The organism is Anaerotruncus sp. AF02-27 (assembly GCF_003465835.1).
GTDB classification, from domain to species: domain Bacteria; phylum Bacillota; class Clostridia; order Oscillospirales; family Ruminococcaceae; genus Anaerotruncus; species Anaerotruncus rubiinfantis.
This window is the reverse complement of sequence record NZ_QSBX01000009.1, coordinates 17662-39238: the sequence shown is the minus strand read 5'-3', so window position 1 is coordinate 39238 and position 21577 is coordinate 17662. Positions and strand designations below refer to the sequence as shown.

At 54.7% G+C, this 21577-nt stretch carries 21 protein-coding genes; 2 read left to right on the top strand and 19 right to left on the bottom strand.

Annotated features, from left to right (window positions below):
- The first annotated feature begins 47 nt into the window (after nt 1-47).
- Both DWV16_RS09005 and DWV16_RS09000 read left to right on the top strand, forming a co-directional pair.
- Nucleotides 48-1076, top strand: coding sequence for a YeiH family protein (locus DWV16_RS09005; RefSeq protein ID WP_242863637.1), 1029 nt, complete (start codon nt 48-50; stop codon nt 1074-1076).
- Nucleotides 1077-1451: 375 nt separating this feature from the next.
- Nucleotides 1452-2063 carry a hypothetical protein gene (locus DWV16_RS09000; RefSeq protein ID WP_118478845.1) on the top strand — a complete coding sequence of 204 codons (612 nt, stop codon included), beginning with the start codon at nt 1452-1454 and terminating at the stop codon, nt 2061-2063.
- Between the two features lie 78 nt (nt 2064-2141).
- Here DWV16_RS09000 and DWV16_RS08995 read toward each other — a convergent pair whose 3' ends face one another.
- From DWV16_RS08995 to DWV16_RS08910, 19 genes are all read right to left on the bottom strand, one after another.
- Nucleotides 2142-3923 (bottom strand): glycerophosphodiester phosphodiesterase family protein, encoded by a 1782-nt coding sequence (locus DWV16_RS08995; protein WP_118478843.1) that lies wholly within the window; start codon nt 3921-3923, stop codon nt 2142-2144.
- 371 nt (nt 3924-4294) lie between these two features.
- Nucleotides 4295-5008 (bottom strand): site-specific integrase, encoded by a 714-nt coding sequence (locus DWV16_RS08990; RefSeq protein WP_158572836.1) that lies wholly within the window; start codon nt 5006-5008, stop codon nt 4295-4297.
- Nucleotides 5009-5032: 24 nt separating this feature from the next.
- A complete protein-coding gene (locus DWV16_RS08985; RefSeq protein ID WP_118478839.1) occupies nt 5033-6514 on the bottom strand; it encodes a recombinase family protein in 1482 nt (493 codons plus the stop codon).
- A 711-nt stretch (nt 6515-7225) separates the two neighbouring features.
- Nucleotides 7226-7648: a sigma factor-like helix-turn-helix DNA-binding protein gene (locus tag DWV16_RS08980; RefSeq protein WP_117536688.1), complete on the bottom strand. Its 423-nt coding sequence runs from the start codon at nt 7646-7648 to the stop codon at nt 7226-7228.
- Nucleotides 7649-8105: 457 nt separating this feature from the next.
- A complete protein-coding gene (locus DWV16_RS08975) occupies nt 8106-9266 on the bottom strand; it encodes a DUF1266 domain-containing protein (RefSeq protein WP_158572835.1) in 1161 nt (386 codons plus the stop codon).
- A 181-nt stretch (nt 9267-9447) separates the two neighbouring features.
- Complete coding sequence (locus DWV16_RS08970) at nt 9448-9933, bottom strand: hypothetical protein (protein ID WP_117536690.1); 486 nt, start codon at nt 9931-9933, stop codon at nt 9448-9450.
- A gap of 137 nt (nt 9934-10070) precedes the next feature.
- Complete coding sequence (locus DWV16_RS08965; protein ID WP_117536691.1) at nt 10071-10988, bottom strand: T6SS immunity protein Tdi1 domain-containing protein; 918 nt, start codon at nt 10986-10988, stop codon at nt 10071-10073.
- Nucleotides 10989-11137: 149 nt separating this feature from the next.
- Complete coding sequence (locus DWV16_RS08960) at nt 11138-11758, bottom strand: TetR/AcrR family transcriptional regulator (RefSeq protein ID WP_118478835.1); 621 nt, start codon at nt 11756-11758, stop codon at nt 11138-11140.
- 290 nt (nt 11759-12048) lie between these two features.
- Nucleotides 12049-13395, bottom strand: coding sequence for a relaxase/mobilization nuclease domain-containing protein (locus DWV16_RS08955; protein WP_117579872.1), 1347 nt, complete (start codon nt 13393-13395; stop codon nt 12049-12051).
- Nucleotides 13396-13554: 159 nt separating this feature from the next.
- A complete protein-coding gene (gene mobC, locus DWV16_RS08950; RefSeq protein ID WP_022180499.1) occupies nt 13555-13902 on the bottom strand; it encodes a plasmid mobilization relaxosome protein MobC in 348 nt (115 codons plus the stop codon).
- Complete coding sequence (locus DWV16_RS19310; protein WP_022180498.1) at nt 13899-14054, bottom strand: hypothetical protein; 156 nt, start codon at nt 14052-14054, stop codon at nt 13899-13901. The genes mobC and DWV16_RS19310 overlap by 4 nt, the downstream gene beginning before the upstream one ends.
- Nucleotides 14055-14236: 182 nt before the next feature.
- Nucleotides 14237-14590 carry a cysteine-rich VLP domain-containing protein gene (locus DWV16_RS08945; RefSeq protein ID WP_117570331.1) on the bottom strand — a complete coding sequence of 118 codons (354 nt, stop codon included), beginning with the start codon at nt 14588-14590 and terminating at the stop codon, nt 14237-14239.
- A 177-nt stretch (nt 14591-14767) separates the two neighbouring features.
- Entirely contained in the window at nt 14768-15523 is a 756-nt protein-coding gene (locus DWV16_RS08940) for a DUF4366 domain-containing protein (RefSeq protein ID WP_117570332.1), read from the bottom strand.
- A 2-nt stretch (nt 15524-15525) separates the two neighbouring features.
- Nucleotides 15526-15792 carry a DUF4315 family protein gene (locus tag DWV16_RS08935; protein WP_117536714.1) on the bottom strand — a complete coding sequence of 89 codons (267 nt, stop codon included), beginning with the start codon at nt 15790-15792 and terminating at the stop codon, nt 15526-15528.
- Nucleotides 15793-15805: 13 nt separating this feature from the next.
- Entirely contained in the window at nt 15806-17497 is a 1692-nt protein-coding gene (locus tag DWV16_RS08930; protein ID WP_118478833.1) for a C40 family peptidase, read from the bottom strand.
- On the bottom strand, nt 17481-19853 hold the full coding sequence (locus tag DWV16_RS08925) for a VirB4-like conjugal transfer ATPase, CD1110 family (protein WP_199484335.1): 2373 nt from the start codon (nt 19851-19853) through the stop codon (nt 17481-17483). Before DWV16_RS08925 ends, DWV16_RS08930 begins: the two co-directional genes overlap by 17 nt.
- Nucleotides 19795-20196, bottom strand: a complete 402-nt coding sequence (locus tag DWV16_RS08920; RefSeq protein ID WP_117536716.1) for a PrgI family protein — start codon at nt 20194-20196, stop codon at nt 19795-19797. The genes DWV16_RS08925 and DWV16_RS08920 overlap by 59 nt, the downstream gene beginning before the upstream one ends.
- Nucleotides 20184-20780 carry an MT-A70 family methyltransferase gene (locus DWV16_RS08915; RefSeq protein WP_117570333.1) on the bottom strand — a complete coding sequence of 199 codons (597 nt, stop codon included), beginning with the start codon at nt 20778-20780 and terminating at the stop codon, nt 20184-20186. The genes DWV16_RS08920 and DWV16_RS08915 overlap by 13 nt, the downstream gene beginning before the upstream one ends.
- Nucleotides 20777-21571 (bottom strand): site-specific DNA-methyltransferase, encoded by a 795-nt coding sequence (locus tag DWV16_RS08910; RefSeq protein WP_117570334.1) that lies wholly within the window; start codon nt 21569-21571, stop codon nt 20777-20779. Before DWV16_RS08910 ends, DWV16_RS08915 begins: the two co-directional genes overlap by 4 nt.
- Nucleotides 21572-21577: the final 6 nt, after the last annotated feature.

Genomic DNA, 21577 nt, shown 5'->3' with positions numbered 1-21577 from the left:
CATATAATGGGGATCAGACTGTTTGGAAAGAAGGAACCGAATTGCATTTGAGAATACCTGCAATCGATCAAAAGAAACTGTTTGGGCTGCTTCCGGGCTTCCTGGCCTGCCTTGTGATCGCCCTGATCGCTCAGGTGGTGGTGAAGCTCGCCCCGACCGTCGGAGCGGCGCTGTTTGCCATTGGAATTGGGATGTTCGCCGGGAATACCTTTTTGAACCGTCCGGCTTTCGATACCGGGACAAAATTTTCCGAAAGCCGTCTGCTGGAATATTCGATCGTGCTGACCGGAATGACCCTGGATCTGAACGATATGCTCGGCGTGGGGCTTGGCGGAATCGGCTATATCCTGTGCCAGATGGCCCTCACCATCACCGCCGCTTACCTCATCGGGCGCAGGCTCGGCTTTGGAAAAAAATTTGTCCTGCTCATGTGCGCTGGGAATGCGGTTTGCGGATCATCCGCTATCGGAACGGTCGCGCCGATTGTCAAGAGCGACGCAAAGGACAAGGGCATTTCGATCACCATTGTGAACGTCACCGGGACGGCGCTGATGATCCTGCTGCCGGTTTTGACCGGACTTATCTACGGGCATGAGGTGCTGCATACCTCCGCGATGATCGGCGGGACGCTGCAGTCGATCGGGCAGGTGATCGCTTCCGCCGAGATCGTCGGCGGTCCGGTTATCGAGATGTCCACCATCTTCAAGATTATCCGCATTATTTTCCTGGTGCTGGTGGCGCTTACCTTTTCAAAACTGGACACCGAGGAAGGCGCAAGCCTGTTCGCCTCCCACCCGAAAAACGACGTGCACGTGAAGGCGCGTGTTCCATGGTTCATTATCGGATTTTTCATTTTCAGTGTGGTGAACAGCCTGCAGCTGATCCCTGCGCCGGCCAGCGCTGCTGCGAAAGCGGTCAGCAGCCAGTTTGAGATCATCGCGCTGGCCGCCATTGGCATGCGGGTCAAGTTTGCCGACCTGCTGCGGGAAGGTCCGCGCGCCATGCTCTATGGCGGGCTGGTCGGCTGTTGCCAGATCCTGTTCGCACTCGCGCTCATCTTTTTATTCTTCCGCTGATCCTCTATCCCACATACACAAATACGGCAGACGCCGGGCATTTGCCCGGCGTCTGCCGTATTGCGTCAGCTTACAGAATATCGCGGGCCTGGGCAAACATCGGCCGTCATCGTTTCAGCCAAGGACGCTCCGCCCGGTCGGGTGGAGCGGATTTCGTGTTGTAGCGGCCATTATCTTGTGAAGCCGTTTCTGCCGCTTCAACTGGTGGCCCGGGTCAAGGCGTTTTTCCAGCACGCCGCGCAAAGCGAGGAATATTGTGGAGCTCCTTTGCGCTTTTAAAAAAGGAACCGCCGGCTGACGGTTCCTTTTTCACCAGCTTTGTGATATGATAAACGAAAACAGCGTCCATCACCACGTCATAAAGAGGGAAAATCCATGAAGGTATCCGTCAGGCGGCGCTTTACGGACGCGCCGCAAGAATACAATGTCTATAGCCAGCTGCGGCGCGGCGGCGTCCTCGTACGCTGTCCCAAATGCGGCGGAGCGGCGGTTTTGCGCCTGCGGGGGGAGGACTACCGCCTGACATGCGAAAGCTGCCGCTTCAGTGAGACCCGTGTTCCGATGAAACCGGTGGTCGCCGCGCAGAACGCCTGTATCGCCTGCGGACGTTGGTTCAATCTGCGGCTGCCGGAACAGTTGGCCCCTTATCCACGCGCGAAGGTGGCCTGCCCGTACTGCAGGATCGAACAGACCGCTCCAGTCCGGAGGATTGGTTTTTCCGGTGCGGATGTTCTGGATGGGTTGGAGCTCTATTTCAAGGGGGCCTACCGCGGGCATGTCGTCTGGGCGCTCAATCGGGAACATCTTGGATATCTTATCGATTATATCAGCGCCGGCCTGCGTGAGAAACATCTCTCCACAAACGGCGCAGGGGACTGGTATGTGCTCCAAAGCGGACAGGCGCAGCGGCTCCCGGGTTGGATGAAGAAGGCGAAGAACCGGGATGGGCTCTTAAAACTGCTTAAGAAGATGCGGGAACTGCCATAAAGGATTCTATATAATAAGGAAACAGATCCTCCGGATATTCACCGGGGGATCTGCTGCTGTTTCCTGCGCTTTCTCGTTTTAGAAAAACAGGCCGGTCACAGCGTCCAGCAGGAGGTTTTCACCGTTATTTTCAATGCAGTACTCCGCGAAGATTATATTGTCGGTGACCAGCCCATCCACCTCGCAGTACAGCAGTTTTGCCAGCGTTTTCGTGGAGTTGGCCGTCCAGCCGTATACCATTCTGCCTTCAGCATGAATCTGTGCCACCATCCCCGCGGACAGGGAGGAGGTTTCCACACTGTAGCAGTCCACATTTGGCAGGTCGTAGCGGTCGGAAACCAGCAGTGCGCAGATGTAGACCGTCTGCATTTCCGGCATCAGCGCCTTGGTGCGCGCGAGGATATTGAGATCCATTGAAGCAATGCTGCACTGCTGCCGCATCCCGTGCTTTTGGATGAGCTCCAATGTTGATTCCACCAGTTTGGTCTCATGCCCGGTTGATTTCAGCTCGATCATCAGACCAATCCGGCCTTTTGCGGCCGTCAGCATCTCTTCCAGTGTTGGGATCGGTTCACCGGTGAATGTGGGGGAGAAATGAGACCCGGCTTCCAGACTGCGGACATCGGCATAGGAGGCGTCCCAGACCTGCCCGTTGCTACCGGTAGTGCGCTGGAAATTTGTATCATGCAGCACGATGAGTGTGCCGTCTCCAAGCTGCTGCACGTCGATTTCTGCCTGATCCGCGCCGTCACTGATCGCCTGTTCAAGCGCGGCAACCGTGTTTTCCGGCGCAAAGAATCCACCCGCCCGATGTGCGACAATCTGTGGATTCTCCCACAGCAGCCGCGGAAACGGGCCGCCTATTTCCGATTCGCTGGCAAAGATCAAAAAGACAAGGGTAAACAGGGCAAATGCTGTCCGTTTCAGAATGCCTATGAACCCTGTCTTTTTCCCTGGGACGGCCGACGGGCGCTTTTCCTGCCGGCAGGCATGGTACAGCACGACGGTGACAGCGCACAAAAATACCGAGGCGAGAGTGGCGGCTGCGATAGTCCCCGCGCGCTGAAAGGCAATAAAATAGAATTGGAACTGCGCATGTGCCTGTGCCAGAGGATAAAACGCCCTTGTATATCCGGCCAGCAGCAGGACTGCGGCCGCTGCGGCGAACGCCAGAACAGCGGTAAAAACAGCAGCGAAGCAGAGCAGCATGCCAAAGATGCGCAGATTTTTTTTGCGCAGCAGGCGACTGCTTTCCCGCCAGGAATCAAGGAAGGATGCGCCGGCTAAGAACATCGCGGGAAAACCAAACAGATAGCGAAACAGGATCAGATTGCAGAGAAGGACCACGCCCGCATAGAGCAAGGTCAGCAGGGGCGCCGCGCGGATATAATCCAGGACGAATTCCGGGAGGCGTATGTTTTGCAGCCAGCCGCTGGAAAGGGAGAATGCGGAGAGGAGAAGCGGAGGGAAAAGCAGCAGCACACCGGCCCGCTTCATCCGGAAAAGGCTGGCGGTGCGCAGGAGGCTTTCCCTCCAAAGCCCCAGGAAAGTGAGATCCCGCCGCTGCCAGCCGGATTCACAGTACAAAAACAGCACAATGATTTCAAAAAGCAGATAGAAAGCCAGCAAAAGCAGGAGCCCGGCGGCCAACAGCAGCGCCAGCGGGGAGCGCAGGATCAGCCCCAGATTCTGCGGCCCCAGATAGGGAATACCCGCCAGCTTGGGGAGCTTTTCCATCTGGGACTGGAGAAAGGGAAACAAAATGCCGAATCCAGCCGTTTTATAAAGCACTTCAAAGCAGAGCAGCTTATCCCATCCGCGCAGGACAACGCCAAAAATCTCCGCCAGTTTTTCACGCATCTGAATCCCTCCTCAGTGTGTCGAAACCCATTGCCGGATCATTGAAATGAGTCTGTCCTATCTTTCCCAAAGCAGCAGAGAAATACCGGCTTCACAGGGACTTTTCCGAAAAAAGAAAAAGACCTTGCAGATGGGCTTTTAAAGCCAATCTACAAGGTCTTGGTGCGGCAGATGGGACTTGAACCCACACGCTCGCGCACACGCCCCTCAAACGTCAAATAGAGGCTTTGTAAACTGGCTTTATAAGCTATAAACATGCATAAAAAGCTGGTTCTTTTGCTTGCTAAAGTGCTGTTTAATACCGATTAAATCATTTTTTATGTCGTATAAGTGTCGTAGTAAGTGTCGTAATAAATGGTAAAAATGAAAGCCTATAGTTTTAGGCCCTTGCGTAAGGAGTTCGCTGTGCTATGGACATATATTTTTGCAGTGATGGATATATCAGCGTGGCCCATTACTTTTGAAATCGTATAGATATCCACCCCGCGCTCATAGAGTACGCTTCCATAGGAGTGTCGCAGCTCGTGGGGGGAAAGATACGGAATGGATAATTCACGGCTCATTTGCGTCATAAACTTTTTATATCGCCAGTCAAAAGCGTCGATTGTGCAGAAGGTGGTTTCATCCCCAAGCACGAATCCGTCAGGCTTTTGTATTCTCTCCAAATATTCAATAAAACCGTCTGAAACTGGAATGACACGGCGGGATGTTTTGCTTTTCAGTTCGCCGTCTTTGGGGCTTACGGTGTCAGGCGTGATCGCCCGGCATACAGAAACAGTTTTTTCTTTAAAGTCAATGTCCTTCCACATAAGCCCCAGAGCCTCACTGCGCCGCAGGCCGGTGTTGAGAACAAGATATACAAACAATCCGTCATCGTGGCCCTGAGCGTAATCCTGCGCCTTTAGCGACTGCTCTTGTGTATATGCTTGCTTGATGACTTCCGGCTTGCTGGATTTGTAGCTGATATCTTGGACGGGATTTTTATAGCAAAGGTCGTTGTTAATCGCCTGCTCGAAAATACTGTGAAGAATTCCACGGTGTCGTTTGAGATTGCTTTGCGCAAGATAGTTAAGCGTTCTTGACAAGGGTACAATGCAAAGTGAAAAGTTTTAGATCTTCCATTCAATAGCAAGTTCGGTGCGAGTGGCCTCAACTTTTGAAACCAGCGTGTCAAGAACGCGCCGCCTGTCATCGAAGCTCACATCTTCCCAATGGCTTAAATATCCCGTTATGCTATCGACCTGTGAGGAAGAAACAGAGTTAGCGGTGAGGTCGGCCACCAGCTTTAACTGCTTTTGCCGTTCCGCGTCCAGTTCTTCAATCCGGCTGTTTGCGTATTGCAACAAAAGCGGGTTTGCCCCGGTCAGCGTGTCAATGAGCTTTTCAATCTCGCCCTCGATTTTGGCAAGTTTAGCGCGGGCGGCGGTCAGTTTGGGATTGTACCCCTCCGCCTTACTGCCTTTCAGCGTTTGAAATTCCCGCATCTTCTTAACCATTTCCTCATAGACCGATTTTTCCAAGTCGTGCTTTGTGAGAGTGCCGGGCCCTTGACAGCTTTTGTTTTCCATGCGTTGCTTGCACCGCATATAAGTGACACCGTTTGGAGCGTTCAGACTGGCCAGCGCATACCCACAGCATCCACACTTGATTTTCCCGGCCAGCCATGTATTGTGGCATTTGCGGCCATTCTGGAACGTGGTATTTTGGGACAGCTTGTGCTGGACGGCCAGCCAGAGGGACGAGGGGATGCGGCCCTTGTGGGGCGCAATCACCAGAATGTTTTCCTCCCCCTCGCGGCCCTGGTACAAGTAACAGCTAAATTCACCTGTGAACAGTTCCGGCGGGCTTTCGATTTTCGCGCCCTGGGCCTTGAAATATTCGTAAATATCCATATCGGCCTGGACGTAAACCGGATTTCTCAAAAGCTGGCCCACAAAGCCGCGCTTCAATGTCTTTCCATACACCATGATTTCATTCTCGGTAAAATACCGGGTAATGTCGCCGTAGGAGTTCTCCGGCTCGGCATACATTTCATACATAAGCTCGGCGTAGTCCATCTCAGCGTTTTCAACCAGCCGCTTTGTTTTGATACCGTCCATGACGATGGGCTCCGTATCAAAACCGTATGGAGCCCGGCCCCTCATATAGTAGCCCTTGGCACACCGGGAATAAAAAGCGTCCTGCACACGCATCTGGATGCTTTCCCGTTCCAGTTGGGCGAACACGATGCAGATATTGAGCATCGCCCGGCCCATCGGGGTTGACGTATCAAATTTTTCGGTGCAGGAGACAAATTCCACGTTGTACTGCTTGAACAGTTCCATGAGCTTTGTGAAGTCCACAATGGAGCGGCTAATCCGATCCAGTTTGTAAACAATCACCCGCCGGATCAGTCCGGCCCGGATGTCTTTCAGAAGCCGCTGGAAGTCGGGGCGTTCTATGTTCTTCCCGGAATATCCCTTGTCTTTGTATTCTTTCGCTTCACCGCCTTTTAGTTCATACCGGCAAAATTCAAATTGACTTTCAATGCTGATACTATCCTTTTTGTCAATCGACTGCCGCCCGTAAATTGCATCTATTCTATTATCCATAATTAGCTCCCTTCCGTTTATACGGGAGCCAACCTACAATTATATTATACCTCTGCCGCCCCCATTCAACAAGGATGCCTTTGACTACCCCCGCTGTCCGGCATATTTGCGGAACACGTCAAAAAGCTGTTGTTCCACCTCGCGCCTGCGCTTTTCCCGTTCCTGCGGGGGCAGAATGGGAGTAAGATTTTTAATAGTAATTGTCCGATCACCAAGTACAGCCGTTTTCATTTCGCTTTTGTATTTGGTCTGTGCGTGCATAGAATACCTCCCATTTCAGAAATGACAAAGGCCAGCACCGCGAAAGTGCTGGCCCTTGTTTTGACCGGGACTTCGGGACAAAATGTCTCGAAGCCAGCCGGAGCCCTGCTCATAAAGCAGGCCCCGCTTTCATAAGATAGAGGGAGGCCGCGCCCGTTTCCTTGACCTGTCCAAAGACAACCATACTCGGCGCAGCACTCCCACACAGCAGGAGACAGCGGCCCGGAGGGACAGGCGGCCAGCCTGTCCTGTGGCGGATCGTGGCCGTGGGATGGCCCGGCCCACCTGCGGCGCAGGTGTTGGTCGCTCGTTCTCTTGTGGAGAAGTCACCGCGCACCCGCCGCCTGGCTCCCCGCGCTATGCTCGGAGCCGCCGCCGTCCTGCTGTGGAGAGGTAGGCAACCTACCTCTCATATACCACCAGAAAAACAGGGGGTAATGGAGATGCTTTTTAGAAATTTTCCCGCAAATATTTTTTCATGCGTTTGATCCCGCAGAGGACGGAGCACCTAACGGCGCTTTTATCCACGCCCTCCTCGCGGGCGATCTCCCGATAGCTTTTACCGAGAATGAGGTGGGCATCCACCCGGCGGCCCTGGAGCTCCGGCAGGGAGTTGAGCGCGTTCCAGAGCCGGAAAAACATTTCCTTGCGATCCAGGAGCTCCTGGGGGCTGGGCTCATGCTGGCAGGCGGAATATTCGATCCCGTCATCACAGTCCAGGGAATAATATGCCTTGTTGTACCGGGCCCGCTCCACATAGGCGGCCTCCTGGCGTCTGCTGGCGGTGAGAGCCTCGGCCACCTCGTCAGCAACCTCGATAAATTGATCCTGTATGTACCAATAATAAAAATCTTTCAGATTGATGGTTGTCATAGCTTGTCCTCCATTTCGTTTTGTTCGGGTTGAGGGGAAACGAAATGGAGGGCCGGCGGGGAGCGGCACCTGGGAGGGCCGTCCCGCACCTTGGGACACTTTGTCTCAAAGTACGGATAACAAAATGCGCCTGCACGACATAAAGCCGCGCAAGCGCATAAATTGAGATATTCACCTACATTATAACAATTTTCGCAACTACGGTTAAAATATCCTTGTCCGGGGCCCTGGCTTTTTTTGATAAGTTAGAGGGGCGGGTAAGGATTGTGCGGGACACGACGTACCTCCTTTGTTACCGCCGTGTGATATAAAAAGGCGGCGGCCTTGAAATGGTTAATTTCAAAACCGCCGCTTAACTTTAGTTTAGGCGTGCATCAACACAGCCGCCAAGCCAACGGTTTTTTTATATGCCGTTTCCGTTGGCGGCTGATGAATAGCAACAAATTTTCAAAAAGATTTATAATGTGAAACCAATTTTTCTCTGTGCAGGCCAAGGGCAATCACGCCATTGTCCGTTATCCTGCTCTGCTTTTCCAGTCAATAGGTCTGTGGCGGCGTCTGCAAGATAACCCAGGTAACTTCCTGCGGAGCTGTCACCGCATAGCAATTTCCACATCAGACCGCCAAAAAGATAAGATTGCGCAAATTCGCGCCAGCTATGCAGTTCCTCAACAACCTTTTGGGAGAGATCCCACAGAATACCAACAGCCTCGCTTTCTGTGATCCAGCCTAAATAGCATCCCCAGCGTGTCAGCATCGCCGCCCGGCCAATATCCCATCCAGCCATAAAACCGGGAGCATATTGACCTTTATACCGTTGTGCAAACCTCCATGCCCGGCAGGTAGACTCACGGTCATCCTCGTCCATAGTTTCGTCCATGAGTTCCTCCGGCGAAGATGCCTCACTATAAAGCTGATACCGCAGGATATAACCCTCCTGCGCCAGATAACGGATCATGTCCAGCAGATCACTCCGGCCATCTATCCCCCAGGAGCGGCGCACAAGGGACACGATTTTCTGCTCCATAACAGGAATATGTTCCTCCACATCCATACTATCCAGATCGTGATTGTTAAGGGTCGATAAAATACCGGACAGCAGGATGCCAAAGCGTTCCCATTTTACATCGTCTTTTTGATATGGGATCGCTTCTGGCTCAGGCATGGCCTCAAGCCGGGCCATTGTTTCTTCCAAGGTAGTATAGAGCTTTTCTTCCAGTTCCAGATCGAATGAGAGTTCTTCCTCATCGTCCGCATCTTCCATTTCCAGCGTTTCCAGAGCAGCCGCAAGTATGCCCATATCTTCTCCGAAAAGCTGTCCCATCAAGTCCCCAGCAGTAGCTGAAGTTGCCTCAGCAACTTTATCATTTACCATCTTTTGCAGCAATTCCTCATTAACAGCCATTTGAGCCATACTATCTGGCCCAAACATCTGTCCAAGAATTTCTACTTGACGTTGAGTATTAGCGGCAATCTGTTCTTCCACTTCGGCGGCAGACACAGATGCGCCTTTTTCAGAGCTGGGAACCTCAATTTTGCTAATTCGTTCCTCGTTCTTTTCCATGGTTTCTCTCATAGAAGCGAGTGCCTGTTTCCTAATCTCGTCTATATCGAACATTTTCAATCCTCCTTGTCCGGGGGGAGCGGATGCCATGCCGGAGGTTTTTTGTGACGTGTAAATAGCTTTTTAATCTGCCGCAGAATTGCTTCTACGAAATGAAACCATAGATTTCCAACTATAAACACGATCACAAGAAACAGCAGGAACGCTCCGATTTCTCCAATAGGCATCTTTTACCTCACTTTGTTGCAAAGCGATTCATAAAGAAGTCGGTAAAAGCGGCCAATTCATCATCCTGTGATACATAAACATACAGCTTTTCATCTTCCAGCCAGTCATAGGCATTGATGCCAATGTATCCTTTTTTGTCTGGATAAATGATAAAAGCATCGGTAGGGTATTTGTTCCGATAGGCTTTCAAAATTTCAGAACGGCGATAGTAGGTCGGATCGCCACAGCCGGAAAGATCGGGTACTGTGGGAACAACCACAATCGTCTGGCTGGCTTCGTTCCAGCCGACAATTAAATTTCCGATCTTTGTTTTGCTCCCATGAACAAAGCCATAGTTAAACCGGCTCACATCCTCGGTATATCCGAAAATCAGTCTGTAATTGTCCCCGTTCTCTACAACCTGATTAAATAGAGCACGCATTTTCTTTGCATTTGCGTTGCTCTTTTCCATGTCAATTTCAGGGCCCTTAAATAACTTGCTAAAAAATCCCATGACTTTTCCTCCTAAATGTTTGAATGTGTTTATATGAAACTGGATGGGGCAATACCCACAGCATCATAAATGAAATAATTTTGATAGTAGCTATATCACTTCGGGACACTTTGTCCCAAAGTAGCGGTAAAGCAAATTTATTGCTTTGCCAGAATATGCTCCATCTCTGCCAAACTCAGGCCGCGAACTAATATGTGATCTCCTCTCGTTTCCACAATGTAGGGTTGTAATTGTTTCAAAGCCTTGTGGTACTCCAAAAAGCCAAGGTTTTCCTCTTTTGTTAGACTAACGAAAGTCAGCGCCCATAGAGAAATAGTCTCTCCCTCAATCTCATATAGCGTTTCTGGTGCTACTGGCAGGATGGTATCCACAGTTTCCGAAAAGGTGAAGCTAACCATAAGCCCGCCATTATCCAATTCAAACACATGGGGATTTGCTTCATAGGCTTGCGACCACATATCATCCGGTTCTGTATCATCGGAATGATCCGCCCCCATTTCAAACAACAAGTGCTGATGAACAACGGCATTTCCCTTTTCGACATATTGAATGGACTCAGTTCCCCCAAAAGCCAAAGCCGGAGCAAAGAAGAAAATCTCGTTTTCTGAAAGGCCGCCATGTTTAGCAAATGCTTCTTGAAATAGACCCACTCTCAGAAACTGCGCCGCAAAATTTTCGGCAGGAATAATACGCTCAAAAAAATCGGAAAAGCTGGTAGAGAAACTGCCCGATCTGCGGTTGTGAATATCAAGCAGGCACATATCATCGGCTGTATCAGACAGCTTGCGGTAAATAAAAAGCGTTCCAAATCCAGTCATTAGAATGGGAAGGCACCCCTCCTGTTCGCCCAGCCAAAGAGTGAGCGTATCAATATAATCGGTTGGATCAATAATTTTTAGCAAACCTCCGCCATAATTTCCGAAACCATATTCCTGCCAAAAGTTCAGAAGCTCCGCTGGCACTTTCCCTTGAAATTGCTCCAGCGTTTCCGCAGTAGGTTTTCTCAAATCATTACCCGGTGGATATTTGCTTACGAACAGATCAAATACTTTCATCGCGTGTTCTCCTTTGCGTTTTATTTTAGGTTTTATCTCTCAAAAATAAGAGCAAAAAACCAAATTTGTTTTTATCCTGGCTAAAAAGAAATCCGTCTGAATATATGGCCGAAACATGATATTCGGACGGATTATCTCATTTCAATCACTCAAGCGGTAGGTGTTGCTTTTAATTTCTCCAGGGCATCCACAATAGCGTTTATTTGAAAGTCAACTGTTTCATCGGCAACTTCGGGAACAAACAGAGGTAACGTATCAGGAATTGCCTTGCGTACAACCATCGCTGTCAGACTCAAATTCGTAAATAAATTGATCCTTGCCGCGTCCGCCTTTATACCAAAGTTTTCTAAAATTTCTCCAAAAAGACGGAGCTGCTTTTGACGGAATATTTGATAGCTTTCCTTTGACAAACGTTTGAAAATGAGTTGCTGTTCTTCAATCGTTAAAACAGCGATGCCATTTTTCTCTCCGTAACAACAGGCATAGAGAAATTGTTTCACGGCATCACGCCAGCTTAAAGCAGGATCGGCCATCAGTCTTTGCACTTGCTCAATAATTTTAGGCTGTTGCAAGTACAGCGTTTCAACGATCAAATCTTCTTTCGTTGCAAAGAAAGAGTAAAAGAAAGTTCGTGAAATACCAACCTTTTTATATATTTGCTCCACAGTAGTATGCTGTATGCCCTGTTTTGCCATCAGTTCAAGACCAACTGCAACGAGTTCCGTTCTGATGCGCTCTCTATCCTCCTCAGAATAAGCTACCTTTGGCATCCCGTCACCTCTTCCCTGCAAAATAAAAACAAATTCTAAAAATCAACTTTATTTTAGCACATCCAATAGAACAATACAAGAGTGAAATGACATAAGTCCGATGTTTTAACGCGGGTACTTCCGAGGCCCGCACGTTTTGGCAAGCAATTCGAGTGTGTCCACACTCCGAAATTTTTGCCGGGCCGCAGGCCCGCAAAAATGCTTGTTGGGGAGCTCCCCAAACCCGCAGGACTTCGGGACAAAGTGTCCCAAAGTCCCGGCGCTATGCGCCTGTTGTCTGCGGCCTGTCGCTACCGCTCCTGGGCCTTATTTTCCCGCCCGTCCGTCACGCCGAGCAGGTGGTCAATATTCGCCTTGACCGCCACGGCCTCCCGCATATCCGCCTGGGCCTGGCGGTACTCGGCATAGAGGGCCTTTTTCTTTTCCGCCAGCTCCCGGCGGGATTTTTTCAGCGTGTCTATTTTGGGGAGCTTTGCCCCGTCCAGGATTTCATTCATGGCCGCCTTTGCCGCCCGATAAGCGGCCAGCTCCGCCTCATGCTGGGCCAGGTATTTTTTACTGTACCGGGCCGCCTTGTAACCATCGAACACAGGCCGGGTCTTGGCATAGTCCACCGTGGCCTCCATAAGCCGGGCCGTTTTGGAGAGGGCGGCCTCCGTGTCCCGCAGCTCCCCGGCCAACTTGTGAAAGCGATCCACCGCCGTCTCGGTGCTGGCCTCCAGCGCGGCATAGTCGGCCAGTTCTTGCTCCCGCAGATACTGGAGCGCGGCGGCCATCTGCTTTAGATTGTAGACCTTGGCCCACCGCGCATAGGCCGGGCCCTTGCCCTGGGCCATGCGCTGTTGAATGTCAATCACAAGATCAACGCGCCGGGGCGGGGCCGGAGCGTCCTGGGGGAGTTCCGGGATGGGCCGCTCCCCGGCAATCACCGCCCGGATGTCCTCCGGGTCAAAGCCCGCGCCCAGGGTAGAAGCCCGGAGCCGGGTCGGTTTATCCTGGCCGGGAGCCAGGAACGAGATCACGCCGCCCCGCCCATGCTTGACGGCAAAGCCGGACTCCTCCATGAGCCGCAGGAACGCCGCAAAGTCGGCGGGCTTTTTCTCCAGGGCCGCGATGACAGCCAGCCGCACCCTCTGCTGGGCAGAGGGCGGCTTTTCCCCGATCCATTGACCGTAATGGAGAAAACGGCCCTTGCTGTGCAGTTTGGGATTTTGGATATAGGACAACTCGTGCTCAATGCACACCCGGTCAGACAGCCGCCGCAGGGCAAAGGACGAGCCGATGAAATTATGGAATTTCCGGGAGCGGTCAAAGGCCGTGGAGTTGTAATAAATGTGATTGTGAATGTGGCCCTTGTCGGTATGTGTGCAGACAAAAAACTGGTATTTGCCTTTCGTCCAGCGCATCGCCGTTTCATAGCCGATTTTATTTGCCTCCTCCGCCGTCACCTCGCCGGGCGGGAACGCCTGCCGGATCTGGAAGAACAGGGCCCCGCGCTCCACGGGCCGGGCCGTTTCCGCCTGGTACTGGCTTTTTACCAGCAGGAACTCGGCGGGAGCTGTGGACGGGTCGCAGAGATAAGCGGACACGGCCCCCAGCTTTTTGGGATTGAGCCCATAATCAAACCGCTCCTCCATCGTCTGGATTGCGCTTTTTCCAGCCGCTACCTTGTAAGGCCGGATGTAGGTTGTGGCCGTGAATACCCCTCCTCTCTGTATGCGGCTTTCGCCACCTTGGGACAAAGTGTCCCAAAGTCGTGAAAACCGGGGAGCGGTAAAACACCGCTCCCCGGAGGGTCAAAGCTCCACCACGGCGGAGAGCCTTTCCAGTAAATCAGACAGCGGCCCCCATAAGGCCGCATAGTCCCTTTGCAGAGCGGCGATCTCCTCCGGGTAGATGCCGCCGTAGGTGTTGGCCTGGATCGCCACCTGGTTTAGATTGTTTGAGCACCGCCGCTGGAGCGACACCAGCTCCCGGACGGGCGAGAGGTCAACGTGGAGCACATAGCCGTTAAGGGCCATTTTCCGCATATAGGCCCCCATGTTGCGGATGCCAGCCTCGGCCATGCGCTCCCGGATCAGCGCCTGCTCCTCCTCAGACACCATGACATGAAGATGGACAGGGCGGCGGCGTTTCTTTGTCACCGCTCCTCCCGTTCCCGACTCCGATAGGGGCGGGGCGGCTCCTTGACCTTATCCACGGGCTTTTCCTCCACAGGGGGCAGGGGCGCGCCGAACACGCCGCAAAGACGTTTGACCTCCAGATGTGCAAATTCCTGGTCTTTCTGTTTTTCCATAGACACCTCCTCAAGCATAACAGCCTGGGACTTCGGGACACTTTGTCCCAAAGTCCCGTTTTTCCATGTTGACAACATTTCGGCCATTCCAGGGCCGGGCATATAAAACTACGGCCCGCCCCAAAAGCGGCCCCAAAAAGCCTTGAAATCAGCGGGTTTTCCGGGGGCTAATTGTCAACAGATCACCCCCGTTTCCGGCGCATATATTCCCGCTGTTGGCGGCGGTGGGCTTTTAAGGCGCAAGCCTCTGAACAATATGCCTGCCGCCTGTCCGGGGCCACGGCCCCGCCGCAGATGGGGCAGGGCTTGAAATCCGGCCTGGGGCCCACAGTAGTAAGGGCGGCCTCCAGAGCTGGATCAAGGGGCAGGACGGCCTCCCGGAAGTAGCGGCAATAGGCACCTGTCCAGCACTTTCCCAGCATATAGCACTCACAGTCCAGGGGCAGGCATCCACAGGCCCGGTCATAGTTGGCGCACCATTTCACCACCAGGGAGCGGATGGCCGCCTTTTCCTCCCGTGTCAGTTCGCGGGCCAAAGCGTCACCTCCCGCCGCCCGGCCTGGGAGAAAGTTTCTGATAACAGCAGACACAGCGCAGGCCCCGCCAGTAGGGACAGACGGAGCAGGCGGAGCCTCTGGGCGGTTTGGCCGGGCCGGGAGCCTGGGGCCGGGGCTTTTGTTTCATCATCCGTTCAAAAGAGCTTGCTGTGAAATTCATTCCCCGTCCTCCGTATCCTCGTTTTCGTCCTCGTCCTCATCCCAGGGCGGGCCGTCCTCCTCGCCGTCATAGTCCTCCAGTTCCTCGCCGTAGTCCTCCTCCGGCTCTGTTGCCGCCTGCTGTTTGGGGCGGTACACCTTGAAATAGAACGCGGCCCCGCCGCCCAGCACCGCCACGGCCAGCACCAGCAGGAGCATCCCGGCGTTGCCTTTTTCTGTTTCCGGCTCGGCGTCGGGCTCGGCCACAGGCTCCGGTTCTGGTTCCGGCTTTTGCTCCACACCTGCGCACTCGGTCATGTTGACGGCGCACACCGCGCAGTCGGTATTGACGGCCCCCGCCGCGCATTTGTCCGAGCAGGAGCAGGAGGCCAGCTCTACGCCAGCGGCCTCGGCAGCGGCCAGCAGGTCGGCCTCGTCCACCGTATTCAGAAAATAGGTCTGGTACTGTTCGCCGTCCTCGTCCACGGGCTTGTCGTAGTCAATGACAATGTAAAAGGTGGCCCCGCCGCTGGTCTGGACGGTAATAAACTGCTTGTTGGTATGCTTGTCATAGAGCAGATCACGGGTCACAAGATTGCCGTCCTCAGAAAAGCCCTCGCCGGGCTCAATCACCGGCTCCTCCGTGACAGCGGGCTCCACGGGGTCAAGCCCCTCCCAGTCCTCGCCGCCCCCGGCGTAGGCCGTTGCGGGGGTAAAGCCGCATAAAAGAACAGCGGCGCAAAGCGCCGCCGTCAAGACTCGAAAGCGTTTCATATTCAGTTGTCCTCCTTTCCCTCGGTAACAGGCGCGGGCTCGGACTTCGGGACACTTTGTCCCAAAGTGCCATCGTCCCGGAGCTTCTGGAGCACCAGGGGGAGCTCCGCAAGGGGGATGCTCATGCCCCGCACGATGTCCACGATCTCGCTGTTTTCGGCCTCCAGTTTCTTCTGCTCCAATTCTTTCAGCCGGGCCTGCTGTTCGCTGATTTTGGCCTTGACCTTATCAATCTCGGCCTGGATTTTCATACTTTTTGCTGTTGCCATTCAAAACCTCCATTCAAGGCAAACGCCCGTAGGCGTAGAAATGAGACTGCCAGTAGCTGGTATTTAAGTTTGCATAGCTGATGGGATCGCCACAATGGATCATCATTCCGTCCCCAACGTAGATGCCCACATGGGAAACGCCCGGCGTGTCATAGGTGCCCTTGAAAAAGACCAGATCACCGGGACGCGGGGAGCTGGTGCGGGTACAGATGTTATAGAGCCCCTGGGCCCCCAGGCGGCCCACATTCCAGCCGGAGTGATTGATTACCCAGGACACAAAGCCGGAGCAGTCAAAGGACGTGGCCGGGGAGCTCCCGCCCCATACATAGGGATAGCCCAGGTATTTTTCCGCCTCGGAGAGCATAGCGGCGAATGTTTCATCGTCCAGATATTCCCCCGGCACCTCATATCCGGCGGGCGGGTTTGTCACATAGCGATCCACATAGGCGGAGCCGGGGAACAGGTCGGGGCGGTTTCCCAGGGTAGACATATAGAGGGAGTACCGGGCCAACTGCTCCTCGCCCATGAAATACACAGGCAGATGGGACAGGTCAAAATTCTCCAGCGTTACATAACAGATATACCAGGAATAGGGCTCGTCGTCGCTGTCATACCGTGTCTCCACCACCACGCGCTCTGTGAGAATATACTGGCGGTCAAAGAGCATCCCCAGCGTACCCTGCACCTGGGCCGCCGTCCATTCCCCCTCGTGGAGCACACAGAGAATGGAGATCAGCACATAGGGATCGTGTTCGATTTCATCCAGATCAAAATGGTACTCGTCATAGTTGTGGGTGCTGGTGTAGGTATCAAGATAGTTTTGGAGCTCCGCCTCCAGATTGAGGTAGGCCGCCTCCGCCGCCAGGATTTCCCCGTCCGGGGATGGGTAGGTGGTAGCCCCAACAGCCCCGGCCCCGGCGTTGCCGAGCAAAACCAATGCGGACGAACAGGACTGCATAGACAGAATGAGCAGGACACAGGCCAGGGCCAGGAGCACGCCCAGGGGATGCCGCTTCACAAAGCCCACCGCCTGGGCCGACAGCTTTTCGGTGGCGGCGGCGGTCTTTTCAGCGGCCACGGCCCCCTGGCGGGCGGCCTCCTTTGCCCGCTTTTGGTACTGCTTGCGGAGCCGCCGTTTCTGCCAGTAGCGGGACAGGGCATTTTTCGAGAGCTCCGGGTGTTCCTGGGCGGCGGTGTAAAATTGATAGTCCGCCGCAGCCTTGCCATACCGGGCCTCGGCCCTCCGGACGGCCCACGCCGGGTGCTCCCGTATGCGCCGCCCCACGAAGCGGGAGCCCTGGCGGAACGCGGACTCGCCCAAAAGCTCGGAGTGATGGGCCCCCTCGGTGCCTACATTTTCCTGCTCTACCTCGTAAATCTTCCCATGCACAAAGCCGTGGACGGAGCCCCCCAGGGCCCCGCCCGCCCGTTTGACGGGGCCGGGTTTCTTTTGGGGTTTCTGCTTTGCCAGCTTGCCCTTTGCCGCCTCCAGCTTCTCCCCGCGCTTTTCCATACGGAGCTTGGACGCGGCGGCCTGTTCCTGCCTGCTCTTTTGCCGGAATTTGGACTTTGGGACACTTTGTCCCGAAGTGCCCCCGGCCTGTTCTTTCGTGCCAGCCCCGGCCTCCGGGCCCGGAGCCCCCTGGGGCGCGGCCTGCTCCGGGCGCACACGGGGCCCAGGGCCAGCCTTATCCCGCCGCGCCATCTTTCAAATCCTCCGGGCGGGTGGTCAGAAGATCGTAAATCTCCCCACGGGGGAAACGATCCATAAAGGGGATGGTCACATTCCCATAGAACAGCAGGCCCTCGCCGGAATTGCTGTGTGTGATATAGGAAAGCTGATGCTCGGAAATGCCGAGCTGTTTTGCCAGAATTGCCCGGTCACTCTGCGCCTGGGACAGCAGGATCATAAAATCCGTGTTGTCCAGAATATTCTGGATTTCCGGGCTGGCCAGCAGGTGCTTGACGTTCTGCGTCAACGCGCTGGGCACACAGCCCCGTTTGCGGAGCATCTGCCAGATGGAAACAAAATAGCTGGCGGTGAGCTGATCTCGGAGCAGAACATGGAACTCGTCAAAGTAGCACCAAGTCGAGATGCCGCTCTGATAGTTGGTATTGACCGAGGAATTGACAAACTCATTTGTGACGTGCATCGCAATTTTTCGGAGATTGTCTCCCATGCCCTTGAGCACGATGCACACCACACGGCAGTCGGTTTTGACATTCGTGGGATGGTTGAACAGGTTAAGGGAGCCTGTACAGTAGAGCTCCAGGGCCGTCGCCACGCGCCGGGCCTCCGGCTCCGGCTGTTTCAAAAGTTCCTCGTACAAGTCCTGGAGCAAGGGCATCCTGCCGTCCCCCACGCCCAGGGCCAGATCCCGGTAGACCAACCGCACACAGCGGTCTATGACGGTTTTCTCAATCGGTTGTAAGCCCTCCTTGCCGCCCACCACCAGCTCGCACAGGGACAGCAGAAAATCAGCTTTCATGGAAAGGGGGCTGTCCTCGTCGTTGCCGCCCATCTGGATGTCCATAGGGTTAATGTGATTAGGGCTGTCCGGGGCAATCTCAATCACCTGGCCGCCCAGCCGCCGCACCAGCGGGGCATATTCGCCCATCGGGTCTACAATGATAATCCGATCCTGGGGAATGGTAAGAAAGACGTTGAGCAGCTCCCGCTTTGCCGCGAAGCTCTTGCCGGAGCCAGTAGAGCCCAGGTAGAGCCCATTCGCGGATTTCAGCTTTTTCCTGTCCGCCATAATGACGTTGTGGGAAAGTGCGTTCATGCCGTAATAGAGGGACGGCCCGGCCATGCGGAGCTCCCTGGTCATAAAGGGAATGAAGATCGCCGTGGAGCTGGTAGTCATGCCCCGCTGGATTTCCACCTCATTCCCGCCCAGGGCCAGGGAGGAAACAAAGCCCTGCTCCTGTTGCCAGTCCAGCCGCTTCAATGTGCAGTTGTATTTCTGCGCGATACCGCCCACCGTGAAAATATCATTTTCCAGCCGCTGGCGGGTGGGGGCCAGATTTACCACGGTAAAGGTCAAGAGGAACATCCGCTCGTTGCGGGACTGGAGGTCGGCCAGAAGCTCCGCCGCGTCCTTGGAAAATGTGATAAGGTCGGGCGGCAGAATGTCGGGGTCATATCCGGCCCGGACAGCTTTGCGCTGTTCCTCCACTTTCATTTTTCCAATGTCAGAAATTTTCCCCTTGATGGTTTTAATCGCCTTTAGCTGATCCACGGTCTGGATATGGAGGGTCACGGTCATTTCCGCGTCAAGCTCCAAAATTTCCGCCAGGAGCTTGTCAGAGAGCTCCGACGCCAAAATCTGCAAGTAGGAGGCCGCGCCCCAATACTGGCCCATGCGGAACAGCCGGGGCTGGCGGAAGTCAAAGCTGTCGGGGGCAATAAAGTCCTTTGTGCCGAGCCCCGTCTTTGCAATATCCCCCCAGGAGAAGCGGAACGGCTCCCGGCTCCCAGGATGCATCTGGCCGTGAAGCAGGGCCAGACGCGCCCGCCCGTCCATAGGCTCGGAGGGCACGCCCAGCCGCTTAAAGTTGCTCATAACGTCCGCCTCCACGCGCTCCAGCCGGGGCCGCGCCTCGTCCAGACTTTCCGCCGGGATGCCAAAGGTAATATATTTTGAGCGTTCAATCCCATTGTTTGACCGGGCAATCTGATTTTTCAGCATCCCGGTAAACTCGGCCCGGACGCTGTTAAAGTCATCCTCGGCCTGGGGAATGTTCACCTTGTAGCGGCTCCGGGAGTGGGAACGGCGGTTAATGAAAGAAAGCTGGAACGGCAGAGAGCTGTCAAAGTAATTGAGGAATGAGCTCCAGCCGCTAAAGATAGCCGTCTGATCCTCGGTGCTTGCCACAGAATAATTGATGTCCTCATATTCCACGGTTTTTGTATAGAGCCCGCCGGGGAGCTGGCACACGCCGTCCGGGAGCATCCGCACATAGGGGATTGTCTGCTGGGCGGACAGGGCCGCCCGTTTTTTACCCTTTGCGGCGGGGCCGCGCCTGGGTGTTTGCTTTTTTGCTTGTTGCAATCGCATCCTCCTTTCCCACGGAGCCCCGCAGGGTAAACGGGGCGTATAAATTCTGCGTCTGATAGAGCCTCGCGCCGGGCCGCAGGAAACGGGCCCGGATGATATTTCTAATCACCTTTTCAAAGGGGAGCCCGTCACGCTCATACATCGCCAGCAAAAACGCCGGGAGCATAACGGCCAGCATAAGGAACATGGCCCCGGTGTTGCCGATAGAGCTGCGGGCCAGCAGATAGGAGGGGATACCCACCGCCGCCGCGCCGCCAAAGCAGACAAGCTGGCGTTTGGTTAGGTTAAAGGCCATTTTCGTTTTGATTTTGGATAAGTCGTTGGGTACATTTACATAGGGCATGAAAGACCTCCTTTCGGGCCGCCCACCTTGGGACAAAGTGTCCCGAAGTCCGGGACGGTGCTCTCCACCTCGTTTCCCCACACGTCCCAGCCGGGCGGGGTCTGTCTCGCAAAGAGCTCCACGCGGGGCAGGTCGCCCAGGAGGGAAACAATCTTGTCGCGGGCCTCGTCCGGCTTTTTGCTGTGGGCTTCAACGGGGGAAATGATAAACTGATGGATATTCGTGGCCTGCCGTTTGGGATGGCCCCTGGTCGCCAGCAGGCAGATTTCCGCGTTGCCCCGCGTCCAGAAGCCCAGGCCGTAAAACCAACTGTCCGCCTTTTTGTTTTTCTTCAGCCAGACAAAAGCCACGGTTTTATAAGTGAAGCCCCACGCCTTAATGAGCCGCAGGGCCTCCGGCAACTGCGGGAACGTGGCCCACAAAAAAAGTGCGCTGTCCGGGGCCGCCAGATCAGCCACCGGGAGCGCACATAGCTCCTCGATCCCCATTGTGGGGTAGTGATTTTCCGCCGCCCCCTGTACGTTCTTTGCAGAATACCGCCAGGGCGGATCGGCGTAGATGATAGAATAGTTTCCGATAGTCAGACTCCTTTCTCCCCGGCCTCCGCAGCCGCCTGCGCCAGCCGGATGCGCTCCGTGGCCGGGGCGTAAAAGGCCGGGGCGGTTTCAAAGCAGATAAAGCGGCGGCCCGTGTTGACGGCGGCCACGGCAGTTGTGCCGGAGCCCGCGCAGATGTCCGCCACCACCTCGCCGGGGCGGGTGTAGGTCTTGATGAAATACTCGCACAGCTCCACGGGCTTTTGCGTGGGGTGGACGGTGCGCTGTACCGATGGGAATGTCAGCAGGTTTCCGGGAAAGCGCAGGCCGTCCTCGGAGCCGCCGCCGGAACGGACAAATTTTCCATAGTTGGGGCTGTTGCCGCCCCGGTCAGCGGTTTTCTTATAGGGCTTGCCCTGCTCGAACTGCGGATCGTAATAGGGGAGCTTTTGATAGAATACCAGAATGTTCTCCGTCCGTTTCAAGGGGGCCCGCCTTGCGTTGAGAAAGCCAGTACACCGGCTCTTGTACCATACCCACTCATAGCGGAGCATAGGGAGGTTGGAGGCCCCCAACACCTTATCATAGGGGCATTGAGCAAAGAACAGCACCGCACCCTCCGGCTTGACCGCCCAGCGCACCGCCTCCCAAAGCTCCGGGAGCGGCAGGGGCACATCCCAAAAGTTGCGGGTCGTGCCATAGGGCGGATCGGTCAAGAGCATATCAACCGAGTGTTGGGGCAGGGAGCGCAGGCCCTCGATGCCGTCCATAAGGAACAGCCCCTCCGGGGGAGCCGGGGACTTCGGGACATTTTGTCCCAAGGTTGAATGTTCTGCCATACGCGC